Source organism: Pseudoalteromonas sp. P1-13-1a (assembly GCF_001401875.1).
Classification (GTDB): Bacteria; Pseudomonadota; Gammaproteobacteria; order Enterobacterales; family Alteromonadaceae; genus Pseudoalteromonas.
The window spans coordinates 120,036-139,946 of the sequence record NZ_LKDV01000001.1; the positions used below are offsets into that span (position 1 = coordinate 120,036).

At 37.1% G+C, this 19,911-nt stretch carries 14 protein-coding genes; 5 read left to right on the forward strand and 9 right to left on the reverse strand.

Translation table 11 applies throughout. The features are described 5' to 3' along the window. Positions 1 to 393 precede the first annotated feature (393 nt). Both AN391_RS00600 and AN391_RS00605 read right to left on the reverse strand, forming a co-directional pair. Positions 394 to 1,356 carry a hypothetical protein gene (locus AN391_RS00600; RefSeq protein WP_055013582.1) on the reverse strand — a complete coding sequence of 321 codons (963 nt, stop codon included), beginning with the start codon at positions 1,354 to 1,356 and terminating at the stop codon, positions 394 to 396. A gap of 15 nt (positions 1,357 to 1,371) precedes the next feature. Then, entirely contained in the window at positions 1,372 to 2,610 is a 1,239-nt protein-coding gene (locus AN391_RS00605) for an AAA family ATPase (protein WP_004586301.1), read from the reverse strand. A 774-nt stretch (positions 2,611 to 3,384) separates the two neighbouring features. On the opposite strand from AN391_RS00605, the gene AN391_RS00610 reads away from it, so the two are divergent. Further along, the gene (locus AN391_RS00610; protein ID WP_055013583.1) at positions 3,385 to 4,599 is read left to right on the forward strand and encodes a hypothetical protein; all 1,215 of its coding nucleotides are present in this window, start codon (positions 3,385 to 3,387) and stop codon (positions 4,597 to 4,599) included. 62 nt (positions 4,600 to 4,661) lie between these two features. Here the strand turns inward: AN391_RS00610 and AN391_RS00615 are convergent, their stop codons facing one another. Beyond that, positions 4,662 to 5,537, reverse strand: coding sequence for a DNA replication terminus site-binding protein (locus tag AN391_RS00615; protein ID WP_055013584.1), 876 nt, complete (start codon positions 5,535 to 5,537; stop codon positions 4,662 to 4,664). Positions 5,538 to 6,486: 949 nt separating this feature from the next. On the opposite strand from AN391_RS00615, the gene AN391_RS00620 reads away from it, so the two are divergent. Further along, on the forward strand, positions 6,487 to 7,836 hold the full coding sequence (locus AN391_RS00620) for a class II 3-deoxy-7-phosphoheptulonate synthase (protein WP_055013585.1): 1,350 nt from the start codon (positions 6,487 to 6,489) through the stop codon (positions 7,834 to 7,836). A 60-nt stretch (positions 7,837 to 7,896) separates the two neighbouring features. Here AN391_RS00620 and AN391_RS00625 read toward each other — a convergent pair whose 3' ends face one another. Beyond that, positions 7,897 to 8,706, reverse strand: a complete 810-nt coding sequence (locus AN391_RS00625) for a pyruvate, water dikinase regulatory protein (RefSeq protein ID WP_004586305.1) — start codon at positions 8,704 to 8,706, stop codon at positions 7,897 to 7,899. Between the two features lie 155 nt (positions 8,707 to 8,861). Here AN391_RS00625 and ppsA point away from each other — a divergent pair, with 155 nt between their 5' ends. Then, positions 8,862 to 11,237, forward strand: a complete 2,376-nt coding sequence (gene ppsA / locus AN391_RS00630) for a phosphoenolpyruvate synthase (protein ID WP_055013586.1) — start codon at positions 8,862 to 8,864, stop codon at positions 11,235 to 11,237. Between the two features lie 65 nt (positions 11,238 to 11,302). Here ppsA and AN391_RS20305 read toward each other — a convergent pair whose 3' ends face one another. Continuing rightward, on the reverse strand, positions 11,303 to 11,512 hold the full coding sequence (locus AN391_RS20305) for a PGPGW domain-containing protein (RefSeq protein WP_082429286.1): 210 nt from the start codon (positions 11,510 to 11,512) through the stop codon (positions 11,303 to 11,305). Positions 11,513 to 11,657: 145 nt separating this feature from the next. On the opposite strand from AN391_RS20305, the gene AN391_RS00635 reads away from it, so the two are divergent. Next, positions 11,658 to 14,705: an FAD-binding and (Fe-S)-binding domain-containing protein gene (locus AN391_RS00635; RefSeq protein ID WP_055013587.1), complete on the forward strand. Its 3,048-nt coding sequence runs from the start codon at positions 11,658 to 11,660 to the stop codon at positions 14,703 to 14,705. Between the two features lie 138 nt (positions 14,706 to 14,843). On the opposite strand, the gene AN391_RS00640 is transcribed toward AN391_RS00635, so the two are convergent. Together AN391_RS00640 and AN391_RS00645 are read right to left on the reverse strand one after the other, a co-directional pair. Next, a complete protein-coding gene (locus tag AN391_RS00640; protein ID WP_055013588.1) occupies positions 14,844 to 16,040 on the reverse strand; it encodes a sodium:proton antiporter in 1,197 nt (398 codons plus the stop codon). Then, positions 16,040 to 17,251: a tyrosine-type recombinase/integrase gene (locus AN391_RS00645; RefSeq protein ID WP_055013589.1), complete on the reverse strand. Its 1,212-nt coding sequence runs from the start codon at positions 17,249 to 17,251 to the stop codon at positions 16,040 to 16,042. Before AN391_RS00645 ends, AN391_RS00640 begins: the two co-directional genes overlap by 1 nt. Positions 17,252 to 17,388: 137 nt before the next feature. Here AN391_RS00645 and AN391_RS00650 point away from each other — a divergent pair, with 137 nt between their 5' ends. Beyond that, the gene (locus tag AN391_RS00650) at positions 17,389 to 17,952 is read left to right on the forward strand and encodes a YSC84-related protein (RefSeq protein WP_055013590.1); all 564 of its coding nucleotides are present in this window, start codon (positions 17,389 to 17,391) and stop codon (positions 17,950 to 17,952) included. A 159-nt stretch (positions 17,953 to 18,111) separates the two neighbouring features. Here the strand turns inward: AN391_RS00650 and AN391_RS00655 are convergent, their stop codons facing one another. Next, entirely contained in the window at positions 18,112 to 18,462 is a 351-nt protein-coding gene (locus AN391_RS00655; protein ID WP_161804099.1) for a DUF4145 domain-containing protein, read from the reverse strand. Between the two features lie 318 nt (positions 18,463 to 18,780). Beyond that, complete coding sequence (locus AN391_RS00660) at positions 18,781 to 19,815, reverse strand: patatin-like phospholipase family protein (RefSeq protein WP_055013592.1); 1,035 nt, start codon at positions 19,813 to 19,815, stop codon at positions 18,781 to 18,783. Positions 19,816 to 19,911: the final 96 nt, after the last annotated feature.

The window sequence follows — 19,911 nt, forward strand, 5'->3', positions numbered from 1 at the left end:
TTCTTTAACTGCGCACAGCAAAAGCAATATTAACGTTATATAAACTGGTTGGAGCTGCTAGGTTAGTAAAAAATCGGTTTATACGTAGTTTGTAGTAATTTATCTGCCAAAATAAGAATAGGCAAACAGTAAGCTCACAAGTTACAAACAACTTATTAACAACGCAGGGGCTTTACAGATCAGTTTTTTACTAACAAACTAAAATCCAGCATCAAATAGTCGCAAAAACTAAATTAAGTTGGTAAAAATGTGATCTTAAGAGCAGAAATGAGGGATTGATGGGTTATAAATAGCAAAAAAGATCAGGATTTTACTAAGTAAAAGGCCCGTTAGATCAGAATTTAACTAACCTAACAGGCTTTAAAGATCACTATTTTACTAAGTAGTAAGGTACTAATTAAACGCGCTTAAAAGCTTAGTAAGCTGTTCTAAGCGTTTGTCAGTCAATACTTTATTATCTATTTTAATAGATACGTCACCACTTTTTAAATTGCGCTGTACGTTTATAAAGTTGTTTTCAAACACAGCTTCACGTTTAGCAACCGCGCTAGGCTCGGTCGTTAAACGTTTAGTAATAGCCATTGCGCGTTTGTCGTCGCTTGTAATGGCGTTAATCTCATCATCGTTGTGCAATTCACTAACTAACGCGTTAAAAGCCTGCTCATCTCGCTCCTTTGCACTAACAAGCTTTTTAGCTACTTCTCTGCCTACATGGTTAGCCGTTGGGTAAAGTGAAATTACATCAGCCGGTATTTGCTCGTACGCTTTAATGGCATCTGCAATTGCGGTGTGCGATACACCTTCAATGGCAGCAATTTCACGATAAGAGCCTTTTTTACCTTGCTCAATAAGATCGTTTTTAGTTTGTTGGTAAGCTTGTCCGAGCTCCCAAAGGCTCGGGGCTATGTACTGATCTGAAGATACAGCTAAAATTTTAGCGTCTTGCTCAGTAAAATCAGGAGAGCTTAATACTAAGTAGTCGGCATTACCCAAAATACAAGCTTTACGACGACGAGAACCTGCAAGTACTAAGTTAGTATTTCCCTGATCCCAAAGTAAAGCAGGGTGCTGATTTCGGCCATCTTCAGTAATAGCGGGTAAAATGTCAGAAACCGATTTTTCGTTTAAAAGTGCTTGAACACGGCGGTTTTTACCGTAAACCGTGGTGCTAGATTCTATATCTGCATGGGCTATAACTTTACACACTAAAGTAATTTCGCGTGTAGGGTCACTAGGCGCAGGCATTCTAATTACATCGCCAGCGTTTGCTTGCTCAAGTAATGCGTCGAGACTGCTATTGCCTACAGCAGTTGCAAATGGATCTAAGCGGGTGTCGTTTTTACGTTTTTTAGCCATTTTTATTTAACATCCTTACTTAGTGTTGTTAAGTGATGATTGGGTTGACTCCCAATTAGAACGAATAAGCATTTCTAATTCGTCTACAACATCTTTAATATTTTCTTGCGCGCGTAATAAAGACTCGCGACTTGCTAAACTATCCGATGCTTTTTGATCAAATATGGTATTAAAAGATGATGAACTAGCCGTAATTGCTGAGCTGTGGTTAATAGGGTAGCTCATTACTTGGCGGCCAAACGCACTGCGTACATCTTTAACAATATCGCGCTGTGAATGATTACCCTTAACGTAGTTGGTTACCAAAAACTGCATAAAGTCCCAACCTTCATGACCTAGAGCTGCAACAGTGTGGTAAATCTCGCCTAAACGCTTTAAATATTTGTTGTTAGCATCAAAATCTACAGCTTCTGGATGAACTGGAATAAGCATTGCTGTAGAGGCCATTAAGGCGTTATAAAACATAAAGTTAAGAGTAGGAGCAGTATCAATTAAAATAATATCGAATTCATCTTTAACCGGCTCAATAACTTTCTCTAACAGTTTATGATAATGACGTGTTTGTTCATAATTAGAGGTATCTTTTAAAAGCGTAGCGGTTTCATGCTCAAAGTAAAAGTCATCCATACCTGAGGGTAAAACACGGATATTTGGGATATGCGTAGTCACAAAAGCACTCGAGACAAACTCTGGCCATGTTTCGCCTTCATCTAAATCAATGCAATCACGCATTAAATCGCCTACCGTAACGGGGTCATGATCGTTTGATGGGAAAAAGCTTGAAGATGACCCTTGAGGATCTAAATCAATAATACCAATTCGGTAACGTTTAATATTAGTGGTAGCTAACGCTGCAGCAATATTAACCATACTCGTTGTTTTACCGCAGCCACCTTTGAGTGAATTAATAACAATAACTTGAAGCTTATCGTTAGCAGTACGGTGATCTGGCTGAATATCCATGATATCAGCCATAGCAAAAATATTAACTAAGGTGTATGCATAGTGCCCATTTGCACCACGCTTGATATTTAAATCATCAAAGTCACCATTATCATGACGACGTTTTAAGGTACGGTTATTACACCCTAGTAAATCAGCTGCTGCTTTTTGGGTATATGTTCTTAATTCTTTTTCTTCTGATTTAAGGTGAGCGCGATAATGTTGTATGCGTCCTTTTAGAGATTTTTCAGCAACTTCGGCTGTTGCTTTTAAAAGCCGGTAAGTACTTAGCGCATTATTATTGATAGACATACTTTCTTCCTCAAAGTTAGGCAGTTAGTATAATGTCCATTCAAATAGCTGTAAACAACTATTTATGACGACATGCATTTTAATAAGAAGACATCTAAAAATATTTTTACACCTTTAAGATTGCTTAGTATAAATAAAGAAGTTTAAAGGTGGTTAAATATATAAGGTAATAAAGGTTAAGGGTGTATAATAGTGGTGTAACTATATGATATTAATAAATAATGTAAAAAAAAGCAGATCACCTTTATACTTGGTTAAGATCAGATCTATATCTACATACAGATCAGCTTTTTACTAAGCCTGATTTAAATATTAAAGTTATACACAACTTACTCAAAAGGTTATGTACAAAATGACTGTGTGAGATCAAGTTTTTACTTAGTAAATTATAAAGTTATACACTTAATCTTGCGAAGAACGGCTCATCTAATTGGTATAGATCTGATCTGTAGTAAGTACAGATCAGATCTATGCTAACTCGAGTTGCTGTTATCCACAGCAGATATATGTTTTACGAATATTTGTCGTGTGAAAAGTTTAAAATTAGCGCTTTCAGTGGACAAAAATATAATTGAGTTAGTAAAACTTTAACTTGTGAAGCAAAGCTTAGTAAAATTGTGATCCAAATTTAAGGTTATCACTCGTAACTTAGTATAATAATGATCCAATACGTTTATTTAGTGATGGATCACTTTTATACTAACTTAAACATTTAACTTTTGTTGCTTAATGTGTTGTTATTAGCTGTCGCAATAAAAAATGGAAATCAGAACAATGAGCCGAAAGGTCAACATCTCGGTAGATAACTTGCCCGATACACTTAGGGGCCAAATACACGGGGTGGAAAGTGCTATAGATAATGAAAGCTTAGCACTATTTACAGATAACAAAGATGTGCGAATTTCTATCGAAAATGCCGCTCATGGGTTACGTGCTTATTCAAACACGTTTAACCACTATGATTTATGGGGGCGTTTTGTACGTTCTGGGCATAAAAAATTGCCATTAGAAGAAGCACCTAAAAAAACAATTGTTACGCGTAAAATATCCGAAAAAGTGGATGGTATTTTATATGACGGCGAAATAAAAATTACACCGGCTGTTGTAAGTACCCGTAAAGATGGTGAAGACGTAGAATATTTAGTATGGCCGTCAGATAGAGAAGAAAAAGTTGAACGTGCGTTAATTCGCTTGGCATCGAAAGGTAAAATTGTAAAAATCAATTTTAAGTCCGGTATTCAATATGCCGTGGTTTTTTCGATGAACGAATTAGCCCAAGAACTTAAAGCGGTTGGGCAATCAATGCCATATCCACAAATCAAAGAATCACTTGAAGCTCTTCAAGGTTCTAAGCTTTCATTTAAATACTCGGCTACTGATACTAAAAATACAGACATTGATGATTCTTTTTACGAGTCGAATATGAACTTTTTATCATCTCTTCATTTTAGTGGTAAAAAAGGCCAAGGCGGCAATGTTAAATGTGTTGCATGTTTAAATGCATTTGTTCATAACATGATTGACAACCTTGAATACAAAGGATATTACTTTAACAGTGCACAAGAACTAAAACGTGGTTTATCACGTTGGATGATGTTGCGTTTATACCACCTTTGGCGTTATGCCGCGCCTGGTAAAACGTATCACTTCAGATTGTTATCTATTATGGAAAAATACGGCTCAATTTATTCAACCGACGATATAACAGAAAACAAACTAAAAGCTTTACGCCGCGATATGACCACAACAATGAAAGACTTAATTGAAAAAGGGGCTATTTCGGAATACAGCATTACTAATGTAAAAGATGATAAAACCGGAAATATTATTGATTACACCTACGAAATGCATCCGTCTGATCAGTTTTGTGATGAGATACTCACGCTTAACAAGCAAAATAAGCGTATCGAGATTCAAGGCGGCAAACGAATTGTCGAAAACGCAGTTTTAATTGACGAAGATAAAATAGAAGAAATAGTCGAGAAATAACTTCAGTTAAAATAATAAGCTACTTACCAAAAAGGCCACACTATGTGGCCTTTTTAACATAATTATTTATCTACTTGTTCTAAGTAAAGTCTATCAACTAAAAAGTCATACTCTTTTTTTCTCGGATGAGATTCAGGTTTTTGATAATCTGGTAAGGTACCTAACTTAACGTCAGCCTGTGGATTAATTAAAATAAACGGCAATGCAGCACTTACGTGATACCTATTTTCTGCGGTATACCTAACATTAACTTGGGGGCTTACTCGGGTAGGGCGGCGAATTCTTAACTTTTCTTTATCACCTAAACTCGCTACTCGCAATTGCTCTTGTGCAACAAGGGCTTGCCATTTTTGTTGGTCGATCATTCTTGGGTTTCTATAACCAGCAGATTTATCGAGCATTTCAAGCGCCATTTTTTTAGTTAGAGTTTTAGTTGCATGCTTATGCATCCACGTAAATCTCACTGAAAAAGGGGATTCACTTTGAAAATGAATTTTTCGATAGGCTGCAAGAGTGATTAAATTTGGCACCGCGTTATGAACGGCTTCAAATCGCGCATCATTATTATCTATGGCCAAAACACATTCTTTAAAAGCAGCCTTAGCTTTATTAACTTGTTTTATGCGGTTTGTTAATGCCATGACATCTGCATTTTTTAGAACCAAAAGACCAGGGTGGCGCTTTAATACTCTACTACTTAAACTTTCTTTTTTATAAATATCAGTAAACGAATTTAAAATTGCCCTATGAGCAATTTCACCGGTTAATTTTTTTACAAGAATTGACTCGGGAATAATATTTTCATCAACACTTGTTATATCTGGGAGCTGATAATATTCAGCCTTTGAATATTCACAGACACGTAATTCATCAATCAACAACGACGTTAACTCATTCATTAAATCAAACTGACTTCTTATTTGTACTTTAGAAACCATAATCACCTTAAGAACACATCTTACCTATCTATTTATTAAGTTTAACCTTTTCCTTTGGTAATTGATAGTTTATCTATAACGCTGTAGCTAAGTATAAATTTGTATTAATTGAAGTATGATGTGTTCTTCTGTTGTTTCATTACGCTAATGAGATCCAAAATATAAGGAATTAGTGAACCCATGTTTGATCAATGTACTTGTTAATATTTAGCTAGATGAAGAAATTTGATTTAGCGCAGTTAATTGTCAGGGGGATATATGCTTATATATTATCAACCTTTGTGAAATGCTTTTAGCTTAAGGCCTGAAGTCAATTTTGATTGGGCAAGCAGTTACTGTATAGTAATTATGAGTGGTACTTTTAATAAAATACCAAGCTCCTGTTATGGGGAAGGCAGCTTTATGAAAATAAACTCTACTACAATTTAATATTAAAAATAGTCGATGTCTGTACAGATTATCTTTAGTAGCCTTAATTACAGTACTTACATTGTCTAGCAATCTGCTCCCAGCTGTTTAGCCGCATATAAAAAGTGGATTCATAGCTATTTACTTTTAACAGCCCGTCTCGCTATACCATATCTTAGGGTGAGTATCTATACGCCTGTTTGATTTAATTAAAAGGGCACTGTAAAGCTAAGATTACAATCAACTCGATTTAAGTATGATGTGTTCTTGCTAAAACTGTTAACTTTAAGGCTTTTAATTCAATTTGGTTTGAGATGGTTAAAAAAACACCTCCATATGTTTAACTTATTGTATTTAAATAAAAATAACCAAATTAAACAACGCTTAGGTCAAAGCCTTTACAGCTATAAAATCACAAAAAGCCTTATAAATACTTAACTCATAACAAATTAGTTGGTAAATACTGAATATAGTCCTTGAACTTAGGGCTATGCATACGTTAATTTCTTTATATCAGGTAAAGTAGGAATGAGGAAAGAACATGCAATCGTGGAACCCAAATAGCTGGAGAGAACTGCCAATACTGCAGCAGCCACAGTACCCAGATCAAGAAGAACTGAAAACAGTAGAAAGCCAGTTAAAGAGTGCTCCGCCACTTGTTTTTGCAGAAGAAACAAGAAGCCTCTTTAAACAATTAGAAGATGTATGTGAAGGTCGTGCATTTTTACTTCAAGGCGGTGACTGTGCCGAATCATTTAGCGACTTCAATGCGGCTAATATTCGCGATACATTTAAAACCCTTTTACAAATGGCTGTTGTTTTAACATACGGCGGTAAATGCCCAGTTGTTAAAATTGCACGTATGGCAGGCCAATACGCTAAACCACGCTCTGCTGATTTAGAAACTATTGACGGTGTATCTTTGCCATCTTACCGTGGTGATATTGTAAATAGCTTTGAATTTACAGAAGAAGCACGTATTCCCGATCCACAACGTTTAATGAAGGCATACCACAACAGTGCCGCTACATTAAACTTACTTCGTGCATTTGCACAGGGTGGCTTAGCAGACTTACACCAAGTGAATCGCTGGAACATGGGTTTTGTAGCCGCTAATCCGCAAAAAGAACGATTCCAACAGCTCGCTGACAAAATTCAAGACGCGCTTGAATTTATGGAAGTATGTGGCATCAATTCAACTATTGCGCCAAGCCTAAAAGAAACCGATTTGTACACGTCTCACGAAGCGTTACTACTAGACTATGAAGAAGCGCTTACGCGTCGCGATCACCTATCAGGTGACTGGTACGACTGTTCTGCGCACTTTGTATGGATTGGTGAGCGTACACGCCAGTTAGACCATGCACACATTGAATTTTTCAAAGGTATTAAAAACCCAATTGGTGTTAAAGTTGGCCCAGGAATGGACCCAGACGATCTAATTCGTTTAATTGATGCAGTTAACCCAGATAACATTCCGGGTCGCTTAACGCTAATCACGCGTATGGGCGCAGACTTACTGCCAGAGAAACTACCAGCACTTGTAAGACGCGTTCAACAAGAAGGCCGTAAAGTAATTTGGAGCTCAGATCCAATGCACGGCAACACTGAAAAAGCGACATCTGGCTACAAAACACGTAGCTTTGATAACATCATGCGCGAAATTAGCCAATTCTTTGCAGTACACAAAGCTGAAGGCTCATACGCAGGTGGTATCCACTTAGAAATGACAGGGCAGCACGTAACAGAGTGTACAGGTGGTGCTTACGGTTTATCAGACGATGACCTAGCTCAACGTTACAAAACACAATGTGACCCACGTCTAAATGCAGACCAGGTATTAGAAGTTGGTTTCTTAGTAGCTGATTTATTAAAAGACGCTCGTAAGTAATAAGTAAAAAATTAAAGCCGCATATTGCGGCTTTTTTTAGCAAAATAGTAAATTAGTTTGTTAGTACTTACGTCGCTCAAGGTTGCTGTCTATTAATATTTTTGCAGATATTTCTTCTACAGAATGGTGAGTAGAATTAAAGTATGCAATTTTATGTCGCTTATAAAGCATTTCAACTTCACGCACTTCAATTCGGCATTGTCTTATTGATGCGTATTTAGAATTTGCCATACGACGATGCCTAATTGCAGCTAAACGCTCAGGGTCAATCGTTAATCCAAATAACTTATGTTTGTAAGGGAGCAAACATTTAGGTAATCCTTCGCTCTCTAAGTCGTCTTCAGTTATTGGGTAATTTGCAGCTTTAATTCCGTACTGTAACGCTAAGTACAAGCTAGTAGGTGTTTTACCGCTTCTGCTTACGCCTACTAAAATAATATCAGCCTCAGAAAAGTTTTTAATATTGCCGCCATCATCATTCATAAGAGCATAGTTAACCGCATCTATTCTAAAGTCATAGCTTTTTTCATGAATAGAGTGGGTACGATGCATTTTTGGCACTGGCGCAACATTAAGCTCTTTTTCTATTTTTTCACTGTAAGTAGACAAGAAATCATACGCAATTGCATCGGCCGATTTAATAATTTCACTTAAGTTATGATTTACAAAGGTAAAGAATACAAATGGCTTCTCACCTTCTTTTGCGGCAGTTGCGTTTATTAACGCTTTAATTTCATTTGCTTTTTCTTCTGTTTCTACAAAAGGAATAGTTTTGTGGTTAAATTCAACCGGAAACAACGACAGAGTCGCGTGACCAAACACCTCTGAGGTGATTGCAGTGCCGTCTGATATATAAAAAGCAGTTCTCATAGTTTACCTTTTTATTACGTTTAATCCCTAAAATGGCTTACTCACGGTTTACGTGAGGTCTAATGCCAGTGTAGAATGAAGGTGACCTTTATAAAAGGTTTTCTTTCTTAACTCTCACAGTTACAACTACAATTTGTTTTTTTGGAGAAAGACCCGTGCAAGAATACGTTCTCTGGTATCAAGAGCTTGGTATGCAAGATGTTCCACGTGTTGGCGGCAAAAATGCCTCACTCGGTGAAATGATTTCAAACCTCGCTAACGCAGGTGTACAGGTTCCGGGTGGTTTTGCCACTACAGCCGACGCTTTCAATGAGTTTTTAGAGCAATCTGGACTCAATGCAAAAATTCACGACATTTTAGATACACTCGATGTTGATGATGTAAATACACTCGCTAAAGTCGGTGCCGATATCCGCCAATGGATTATCGATACCCCATTCCAACCTAACCTAGACCAAGCCATCCGCGACGCATATAGCCAACTACATGGCGATACATCAGCCGATGTTTCATTTGCAGTACGCTCATCAGCTACCGCTGAAGATATGCCAGATGCATCATTCGCAGGCCAACAAGAAACATTCCTAAACGTACGTGGTATCGACTCAGTCATGGTCGCCATTAAACACGTATTTGCTTCTTTATTTAACGACCGCGCCATATCGTACCGTGTTCACCAAGGTTATGATCATCGTGGTGTAGCGCTTTCTGCTGGTATTCAACGCATGGTTCGTTCAGATAAATCAGCGTCAGGGGTTATGTTTAGTATTGATACAGAGTCTGGTTTTGAAGACGTTGTATTTGTAACTTCAAGCTACGGTTTAGGTGAAATGGTTGTACAGGGTGCAGTAAACCCTGATGAATTTTATGTTCATAAACCAACATTACAAAAAGGGTTGCCATCGGTAGTACGTCGTAACATTGGCTCTAAAGCCATTCAAATGATCTACTCTGCAGATGAGGCACACGGTAAACAAGTAGAAATTGTTGACGTAGAGCCAAGCCTTTCAAACAAATTTTCAATTACAGATGAAGAAGTGCAAGAACTTGCAAAACAAGCTGTAATTATCGAAAAGCACTACGGTCGTCCTATGGATATCGAATGGGCAAAAGACGGAAACGATGGCAAATTGTACATAGTACAAGCGCGCCCAGAAACCGTTCGCTCAAACGAAGATACCAATATTATGGAGCGTTTTCAGTTAAATGGCACAAGCAATGTCATTGTTGAAGGCCGTGCAATTGGTCATAAAATTGGTAGTGGTGTTGTTCGTGTTCTTGATTCAATTCAAGAAATGGATCAAGTACAAGAAGGCGATATTTTAGTTACCGACATGACCGACCCAGATTGGGAACCTATCATGAAGCGCGCCGCAGCCATTGTTACAAATCGTGGTGGGCGTACGTGTCACGCAGCAATTATTGCCCGTGAACTTGGTATTCCTGCGGTAGTTGGCTGTGGTAACGCAACCGATTTAATTAAAGCAGGGCAAGAAGTAACCGTATCATGTGCTGAAGGCGATACAGGTTATATATACGAAGGTATTTTGGATTTTGAAATACTTACGTCGCGCGTTGATAAAATGCCAGAACTACCAATGAAAGTAATGATGAACGTGGGTAATCCAGACCGCGCGTTTGACTTTGCACGTTTACCCCATGCAGGTGTTGGCCTTGCACGTGTTGAATTTGTAATTAACCGCATGATTGGTGTTCACCCTAAAGCGCTATTAAATTTTGACGACCAGTCACCTGCACTGCAAGCTGAAATTACCGACATTATCGCCGGTTACGAATCGCCAGTTGAATTTTATATCTCTAAATTAGTAGAAGGTATTTCAACGCTAGGCTGTGCCTTTGCTCCAGAGCGTGTCATTGTGCGTATGTCTGATTTTAAATCAAACGAATATGCCAACTTAGTAGGTGGTGAGCAATACGAGCCTGAAGAAGAAAACCCAATGATTGGTTTTCGTGGTGCTGCGCGTTATATCTCAGAAGACTTCCGTGATTGTTTTGCCCTTGAATGTGAAGCAATTAAACGCGTAAGAAACACTATGGGTATGACAAACATTGAAATCATGATCCCATTCGTGCGTACCCTTGAAGAGGGTAAACGCGTTATCGAATTACTAGAAGAGCATGGCCTTAAACGTGGTGAGAATGGTCTAAAAGTAATCATGATGTGTGAGCTTCCTTCAAATGCATTACTTGCCGATGAATTTTTAGAGATGTTCGATGGTTTTTCTATCGGCTCTAACGATTTAACTCAGCTAACACTTGGTCTTGACCGTGACTCAGGCCTAATCGCACATTTATTTGATGAGCGTAATCCTGCGATTAAAAAGCTACTTTCTATGGCAATTAAAACAGCTAAAGAAAAAGGTAAATACGTAGGAATTTGTGGTCAAGGTCCTTCAGATCATGAAGACTTTGCAGCATGGTTAGTAGAGCAGGGCATTGATTCTGTTTCACTAAATCCAGATACAGTACTAGAAACATGGTTATACCTAGCAGACAAACTTGCTAAATAATCATCAGTACCCGTAACAAATAAAAATGCCAGCAATTATGCTGGCATTTTTGTGTGTGGGCTAAATTACCGAGCTAATTTTTTATCTAAATAATTACACGATTTAGTTAATGCTTTTTGGCAAAGCTTTAAATAATGCCTGGCTTTTGGGTAATAAAAAGAAAAGCACAGTAACCCCGCCATAAAAAATATCAGGGAGGGGCCTGGCACCAGAGAGAAAAACAACCCAAGCAAAATAAACAACACACCTATGATCTGTAATAGACATTTTTTCATATAAACCTCAATACAATGGTTTAACTTGATTATAAATACAGCAGCTTAAATTACGATAAAAAGAGTGTTACAAACTGTAAAATCTTCAATTTCTATTAGCCATCACCATGATATAATTACACAAATGCCTTAAATTATCGCCGTCATGATAGCAACAATTACACAGCAAGATGCAGCGACCGAGCTTGTCGCAAACTACTTAAGTACACTTAATAATCAGGGGTTTAGTGGAGACACCGATGCAAGCTATGCAACACGTTTAACCGCCTCTACCGATAACAGTATTTATCAGCAAATTCCACAAGGTGTTATTTTTCCTAAAACCGAAAAAGACATTCAACTGGCATTGCAAACAGCATCTCGCGACCCATTTTTGTCGCTTACTTTTGGCCCACGTGGTGGTGGTACAGGTACTAATGGGCAATCACTCACACCAGGAATTGTGGTTGATTTGTCTCGCTACATGCGCGAAATACTCGAAATTAACGTTGAAGAAGGTTGGGTTAGAGTACAAACAGGTGTAATTAAAGATCAATTAAACGACTTTTTAAGACCGTACGGCTTTTTCTTCTCACCTGACTTATCAACCAGTAATCGAGCAACTATTGGCGGGATGATCAGTACTGATGCATCGGGCCAGGGTTCATTAGTGTACGGTAAAACAAGCGACCATGTTTTAGGACTTACTACCTATTTAGTCGATGGTAGCCCAATGGTGACATCACCCATAGACATTGAAAAAGCTAAAGTAATAGCCGAGCAAGAATCATTAATCGGTAGCCTTTACAAAACAGTATTGGAAATTTCTTTAAATGAGCGCCAAGCAATTTTAGGAAAATTTCCACGCTTAAATCGCTTTTTAACCGGCTACGACCTAGAACATGTGCTAAGTGATGACTTACAAACTTTTGATATGAGCAGGCTAATTACCGGATCAGAAGGCTCCCTGGGTATAGTGACTGAAGCTAAATTAAACCTAACGCCCATAGCTGAATTTAAAACACTAATAAATATTAAATACGACAGTTTTGATTCGGCACTTCGCCATTCTCCCTTTTTAGTTGATGCACGTGCAACATCGGTAGAAACAGTCGATAGCAAAGTATTAAACCTAGCTCGTGAAGATATTATTTGGCATTCAGTATCAGACTTAATAACCGATGTGCCAACTAAAGATATGCAAGGACTCAATATGGTTGAGTTTAATGCAGTATCACCTGAAGATATAAAAGACAAAGTAAACACACTTTGCACCTTACTCGATGAATGCGTAGCAAATCAAACCAATGGAGTTATTGGCTACCAATTAACAAGCAATAAAAGTGACATTTTAAAAATTTACGCCATGCGTAAAAAATCTGTTGGCTTACTCGGTAATGTTAAAGGCAGCCAAAAGCCATTGGCCTTTGCTGAAGATACCGCTGTACCGCCAGAAAACCTTGCCGACTATATTGTAGAATTTAGAGCATTACTCGATAGCCATAATTTACAATACGGTATGTTCGGCCATGTTGATGCGGGGGTTTTACATGTGCGCCCGGCGCTAGATATGTGCGACCCAGAACAAGAAAAACTGCTTCGTAAAATTTCGGACGAAGTTGTAAAACTCACCGCTAAATATGGCGGTTTAATGTGGGGTGAGCATGGTAAAGGTTACCGCAGTGAATATGGCCCTGAATTTTTTGGTGAGCATTTATTTAAACAACTTCGTAAAATAAAAACCGCGTTCGACCCAAATAATAGAATAAACCCTGGCAAAATATGTACTCCCATAGAAAGTGAAGACTCACTAGTTAGTGTAGATGGGCAAAAGCGTTCGTACTTCGATAAGCAAATTTCTATCGATGTAAAAACAAGTTTTAACAATGCAATGACCTGTAATGGTAATGGTATTTGTTTTAACTACGACGAAAACTCTCCTATGTGTCCTTCATATAAAGTAACCGGCGATCGCAGACATTCGCCAAAAGGCCGCGCAACATTAATGCGCGAATGGTTACGACTTCAAGAATCTAAAAATGTAGACTTGCTCGAAGTAGAAAAAGAACTTAACAAAGGCGAAGTCATTACCTGGTGGGAGCGCTTTGTTCATAGCCGTGACAAAAACAAAGGCGTTTACGATTTTTCTCACGAAGTAAAAGAGTCAATGGATGAATGTTTAGCGTGTAAAGCCTGTACAACATCTTGCCCAATTAAAGTGGATGTACCTACTTTTAGAGCACGCTTTTTAAATTATTATCACAGTTATTACGCGCGCCCACTTAAAGATTATTTAGTCGCTAACATTGAAAGTTCGGCGCCTGTAATGTCTAAATTTGCACGCGTAATAAACCCAATTGTTAAAACAAACTTAGTAAGTAGTTTAATTAAAAAAACAGTAGGGTATGTCGATACCCCTCAATTAAGTGTGCCTTCACTTGAAAAACGCGTAGCAAAAGCACATAAATTTGATTTTGAATTATTAAACTCACTTTCAAGCGAAGAACAAAATAACTATGTGCTAATAGTACAAGACCCGTTTACCAGCTTTTACGAAGCCGAGTTAGTGCAAAGCTTTATAACACTAATCACTGCGCTGGGTAAAAAGCCGATGCTACTACCATTTAAGCCAAATGGTAAAGCTCAACACGTAAAAGGGTTTTTGCATGAGTTTAAAGTAACCGCAAAAAATGCCGCAGAATTTTTAAATAAACTCACAGATATAAATTCACCTTTGGTTGGTTTAGATGCATCGTTAGTTATGTGTTATCGCGATGAATACAATACCATTTTAGAAAATAATCGCGGTGAATTTCATGTGCAACTTGCCCATGAATGGTTACAAACTCAATCGTTTAAATCACTATCGGCTACACACAAAACCGATACTGAATTTACACTATTGAGTCACTGCACAGAAACAACAGCCATGCCAAAAGCAGCAAGTGTATGGAAAACAATTTTTACTGATATTGGTTTAACCCTAAATACAACCAATACCGGATGTTGTGGTATGGCCGGTACTTATGGCCATGAAGTACAAAACCAAGAAAATTCCCGTGCACTGTACGAAATGAGTTGGAAACCAATAGTAGATAAAAATAAACCCGAGCAACTTTTATCAACGGGGTTTTCGTGCCGCAGCCAAGTAAAACGCTTTGAGCAATTTAAACCTAAACACCCTATAGAGTTACTTGCACAGGTACTTAGCTAATAAAAGTTAACAATAAAAAAGCGTAACTTAAAAATAAGTTACGCTTTTTTTTATTACCCTGATAAATTCAACAACTAGGTTCACACAATAAATAAAAATTAAAAGTAACGCTTTAAATTTAAATAGTTATAAATACTACTAAGGCTTTTTAGCAAAACTATTAGCGATTGGCTTTGTGCTTATACCATGGATAAACACGCTAAATAAAATAGTGGTCATTGCAATAGTGGCAATATCGTATTTATTTTCTATTTGCGTGTCTATTACCATTAAAGTAAAAACAATAGATGCTAAACCTCGCGGACCAAACCACGCAAAAGTAAAACGTTCTTTCCAATTAAGTGCTGTAAATTGTAACGATAACATAACTGGTATTATTCTAATTAATGTAGTGCTTAGTAGGGCATACACAATTATGTTTGTATTTAATTTTGGTATTACTAAATACGCACAAACAAATCCAAATAAACACCAAATCATTAATGAAGTAAAATCAGCAATGTGCTCAGAATCTTCTATTAGCTCAGCGCGAATATCGGTTTTAGAAAATTTATCAAATAACAAACCCGCTACAAATACAGCTATAAATCCGCTGCCATGAAAATATTGTGTAATAGAAAACACCGCCATCGCAAACCCTAACAATAAAAATGGGCTGGTGTTTTTAGCGAAGTAATGTCGTTTCATTGCAAAATTTAGTGCCGGTATAAATACCGCAATAGAAAAACTAGCAATCAACAATGCTAAGCCAAGCTCTCTTGAAAACACACCTAAGGTATGTGAAGCAGTAATAGCTGAGTCAGGATTTTTCGCGAGTAAAATAAAAATTAAAAATACAGGTACACATAAACCATCGTTTAATCCGCTTTCTGTATTGATACCTTCCCTGATTTTTTCGGGTACTTGTGTACTTTGTAATAACCCTTTACTTAAAGCAGCATCGGTTGGCGTAAGTATAATTGCCAGCAGTGCCGATTGAATTAACGACAACTTTGCAAATAAAAATAAACTAACACCAATTCCACATAATAAAGTTAAGGGTAGGGCAACGAATAATAATAGGCTAGGGTATTGAAAACTATGCCTCAATACACCTAACTTAGATTTAGCCGCATCAGAAAATAAAAATATACTTAGCGTTAGCTCTATCAGTGGTAATAAATAATCTATTCCTGTTTTTAATTTTTCGCCTTCATTAGGAAGTAAAAACGCCAAAAACATGCCGCCAATAACAAAAAACATAGGCCCTGTTATTTCTGTGCGCTCTAGTTGTCTAATTGAAATTGAATAAACTAAAAATAAAAAACCAATAAATGCTATTACTAAGTATTCCATTAAATTTTCCTTTTAACGCCAGATTTTGCTCGCTCTTTAATATTTGTTTGAATGTAAATTTGATCGGTTGTGGCAATTTTTGAATGGCCTAAATCTTCCGATAAATGTTTTAGCGGTCGCGTTTGCGCATCATGTGTTGCGCCCGTGTGACGAAGCCAATGGGCAGTGGCTGCTTCAAGTTGTTCTGCATCATCTTTAAACCCATCATCAAGTAAAGATTGCTGTGCTAAATCAAAACTTTGCTGTACTAAACGCCTAATTTGTCTAACGGTCATCCCACCTTGTCCACGAATTTTATGCACCAATGGTTCAGATTCATCAACGCGTGGTAGGGCGGGTAACCCTCTGTATAATCTATAACGCTTTAAATACTCAACAAAATCATCACTTAACGTAACATCTCGTAGCTTATTACCTTTGCCCATAATTCGTAAAAACCAAAAACCGTCATTATCTTGCCAAAAGTGTGACATAACCGGCGACCACTGCGGGCGCTCTGATAATTCTGATATACGTAAATATAGCCCTTTTAAGCACGCAAGCGTAAATAGGTTACGTTCAAGCTCTGGTTTTTTTTCACATAAATCGCGTGTTACGCCAAATACATATTCCCATTGTATATCACTTAAAGTGTCTGGGATCTGAATTTGAGATTGAACAACCAAATAGGGACTATTTTTTTTCACTACAGGAATAAAGTTCTCAAATGTTTTTTCTTCTAATATAGAAAACTTATAAAATACATTTAGCGCAGTAAACATAGCCGCTAATGTTTGCTGACTCGCAATTGACTCTTTTAATATAAAAGGGCGCCAATTTTGGTTTAATCGACGAATACCTTGTTCGTCTTTGTAACGCCATTGCACCGAAGTTGAAGCCCATTTTTTATCTGGCTCAGCCATAAAATCAACATACGCTTCAATGTCTTCGCGTTTTAAATCAAACACTGATTTTTGGGCAATTAGCCAAGACCACAAATAAAATCGTTCAAGCTCATTACGAAAACGATTAAAAGTCGCCTCAGATTTTCGGCCGTATACATATAAAAATTGGTATAAAAATTTTAGATCGTCCTTTGATTCAGTTACAGTCAAGCCAACTTGCTGTATAAAGGATGCAAGTTCTGGGTATTCTGAATTTAGAGTACCATCGTCAAGATGAGCAATTTGATATCTTAATTGTTTTAACGTATCAACTAAAGCAACAAGCATAATGTATAAATATTCAATAAAATAATAGACTTACAGCTTAACGCTAAAGTCCGATACTGTCTAGTATTGGACATAGTGAAAGTGGATTTATTTAAACATTGTTGTGGATTGTTATGAATCGTATTAAGGAAAGTTTTATGAAAAAATTTATCGTGTTAAGCCTACTTACAATAAGTGTATTACTAACAGGTTGTGCTACGACCGGTAGTGCTTCACCTAGCGAAAAACGCGCTTTAGTACAAAGCATGAAAAACAATACCCTCGACAAATTATACGCACAAAAGCCCGATGTTAAAAAACAAATCGCCAATTCTGCTGGTTACGCCGTATTTGATAACGCAAACGTCAATGTAGTTTTAGCCAGTTTTGGTGGCGGCTACGGTGTAGTAAAAAATAATTTAACGGGTAAATCTACCTACATGAATATGGGCGAAGCCGGTTTAGGGCTTGGTTTAGGTGTTAAAGACTTTAATGTGGTTATGGTTTTTCATAACCAAGCGGCAGTAAATAGATTTATTGAACACGGTTGGGCCTTTGGCGGAAACGCAGATGCAGCAGCAAAATACGAAGATAAGGGTGGAGCACTGGTTGCAGAAGCCATTGCCGACCAAGTTACCGTATATTCTTTAACCGAAAATGGCCTTGCACTACAAGCTGTACTAAAAGGCACTAAATTTTGGGTAGATTCTGAGCTAAATTAACACCTAATTACTCTCCTAAAAGCGGGCTGGTTTGTATAATCACGCTCGCTTTCTTATTAACTAGTAAATTTAACATAACGTAATTTATGGGTTGTCACGTTATATAGCCAATAACCTTCACCTGATCCTTTAATACTTTTCTTTTACAACTATCTATGCTTAATTACGTTCCATTTCATTCATATACTTCTTTGTTAAGATTGATGTTTCTATCCACGCACATGTTAATTGAATTAAGATCTTTAAATCTTTAAGGTCGTGGTTTTCCCATTTTCTAATATAATGAGTTTCATCATTACCAAGCCATACAGCTCTATTTGCACAATTTTTTAGATTTTCATCTGTTACATAGTTATTTATAACACGGCTTAATTGATTTGGTTTGATATCTTCTTCCTTTTCAGGTTTTATACTAATGCAATAGTCTTTAATTAAATATTCAAGTGCTTTTCTATAATCAATACCAGCCAATTCATCTAATTGTCTTGATTCAGCTTCACTTGCTTGCATGAATATTTTTTCAAATGATTCTGAGGTATTTATTATTACCTGGGAAATATTAGGAGTATTGAAAGTCTCTGGTATTGATTGATCAAATTTGAAATTATGATTATATGTACTACGAGTTTTACTATAACGACTAATATATAATCGTGCGCAGTTAAGGTTCATACATTTCATAGCAAGCTCTAACTTCGTTTTTTTATTTTCAACATCACCAGTTAGTTTTGCAAAAATATTAACCGGTAACTGTGCTTGATTACAAATAGGACATATATCTGGAGCCTTATCTATATCAACCGTGATACCGTTATCTAGCTTAATTTTTTATGCATTATATTTATCCTTTTTCAAATTACTATCGAACGCTTCTGCCAACTTTTCAGTTTCACTAAAAACGGTATTCCAATATTTAATGCGTGTGTCTGCATCAAGATCACTAAAGTCGTTTCTGTCTGGGATTTTTCCGTAAGGTAAACCGGCTATAAATTCTTTTGATGGGGCGATCATCACCACGTTGTCGTAATTAAGTGGCGACACTTTACGTTTTAAATTTTTATCGAACCACCCTGCTTTTGGCTCACTATTAAAATGCGGGTATAAAATTAAGCCTGGGTTGTTAATTTTTAAATCAAAGTGGTAGTCAATTATTCCGCCATCGCGATACATACCGGATGGCGAACCGGCAATATTTTTTATTCCTTGCATAACAAGGGGTATAGAGCCGGATGCGAGTAAGGCATCTTTTAAATTTGTTTGGCTAAGTGCTATGTTTTGGGTTTTAAAATTGTAACTGTCGGTTATTGATAAGTTACTGTTTGGTGCGCCAAAAATAAATCGCTCGTACTGCGAGCCTAATAATTTTCGGTTTACACGGTTGAGCATGTAACTTTTTGATAAACCTAAAAGCTGAATTAATTTGTTTTCGCTGGCAATAAACCCATTAGACTTAGCCACTATAAAATGCGCTTTAAAAATAGGGTTATTTAAAATTTCGGTTACGCCGTTATCGCCAAATACATCATCTAATAATGCGCGGGCTTTTAGTGTAATTTCAGCGGGTGTTGGTTTATTACTAGAATAGCGTGTTTGCGAATACGATTTTGCTAAACGCTCAATGGCAGCAACGGGGTCGTTTTGTGCAAAACAGGCAGATCGAAATGCCCCAGCAGATGAACCAATTAAGTTAAGTGGTTGAGTGCGGTTTTTAAAAAATTCACCAAAAATATATTTGTCTAATCCGAATAAAGTAAACCATTTAGGCCCGCCACTTGCCCCTAAAAAAGAGGTAAATAATTCCGGTTTAAAGCCCTGCTCGTTAATAATTTTTGCTGCTGTTTTCCCTGCATGAATGTCGATCATTAAATTACTTTACCTTATTGTTTTTATTTTTGTGTTATTTACAAAACCTAATTTTGAATATTTATGCAAAATTAAAAAGCGATTTTATGTTGCCAT

Coding starts and splice junctions, on each gene's coding strand:
- AN391_RS00600 (WP_055013582.1), bottom strand. CDS start 1,356: ATGGCTAAAAAACGTAAAAACGACACCCGCTTAGATCCATTTGCAACT.
- AN391_RS00605 (WP_004586301.1), bottom strand. CDS start 2,610: ATGTCTATCAATAATAATGCGCTAAGTACTTACCGGCTTTTAAAAGCA.
- AN391_RS00610 (WP_055013583.1), top strand. CDS start 3,385: ATGAGCCGAAAGGTCAACATCTCGGTAGATAACTTGCCCGATACACTT.
- AN391_RS00615 (WP_055013584.1), bottom strand. CDS start 5,537: ATGGTTTCTAAAGTACAAATAAGAAGTCAGTTTGATTTAATGAATGAG.
- AN391_RS00620 (WP_055013585.1), top strand. CDS start 6,487: ATGCAATCGTGGAACCCAAATAGCTGGAGAGAACTGCCAATACTGCAG.
- AN391_RS00625 (WP_004586305.1), bottom strand. CDS start 8,706: ATGAGAACTGCTTTTTATATATCAGACGGCACTGCAATCACCTCAGAG.
- AN391_RS20305 (WP_082429286.1), bottom strand. CDS start 11,512: ATGAAAAAATGTCTATTACAGATCATAGGTGTGTTGTTTATTTTGCTT.
- AN391_RS00635 (WP_055013587.1), top strand. CDS start 11,658: ATGATAGCAACAATTACACAGCAAGATGCAGCGACCGAGCTTGTCGCA.
- AN391_RS00640 (WP_055013588.1), bottom strand. CDS start 16,040: ATGGAATACTTAGTAATAGCATTTATTGGTTTTTTATTTTTAGTTTAT.
- AN391_RS00645 (WP_055013589.1), bottom strand. CDS start 17,251: ATGCTTGTTGCTTTAGTTGATACGTTAAAACAATTAAGATATCAAATT.
- AN391_RS00650 (WP_055013590.1), top strand. CDS start 17,389: ATGAAAAAATTTATCGTGTTAAGCCTACTTACAATAAGTGTATTACTA.
- AN391_RS00655 (WP_161804099.1), bottom strand. CDS start 18,462: ATGCAAGCAAGTGAAGCTGAATCAAGACAATTAGATGAATTGGCTGGT.
- AN391_RS00660 (WP_055013592.1), bottom strand. CDS start 19,815: ATGATCGACATTCATGCAGGGAAAACAGCAGCAAAAATTATTAACGAG.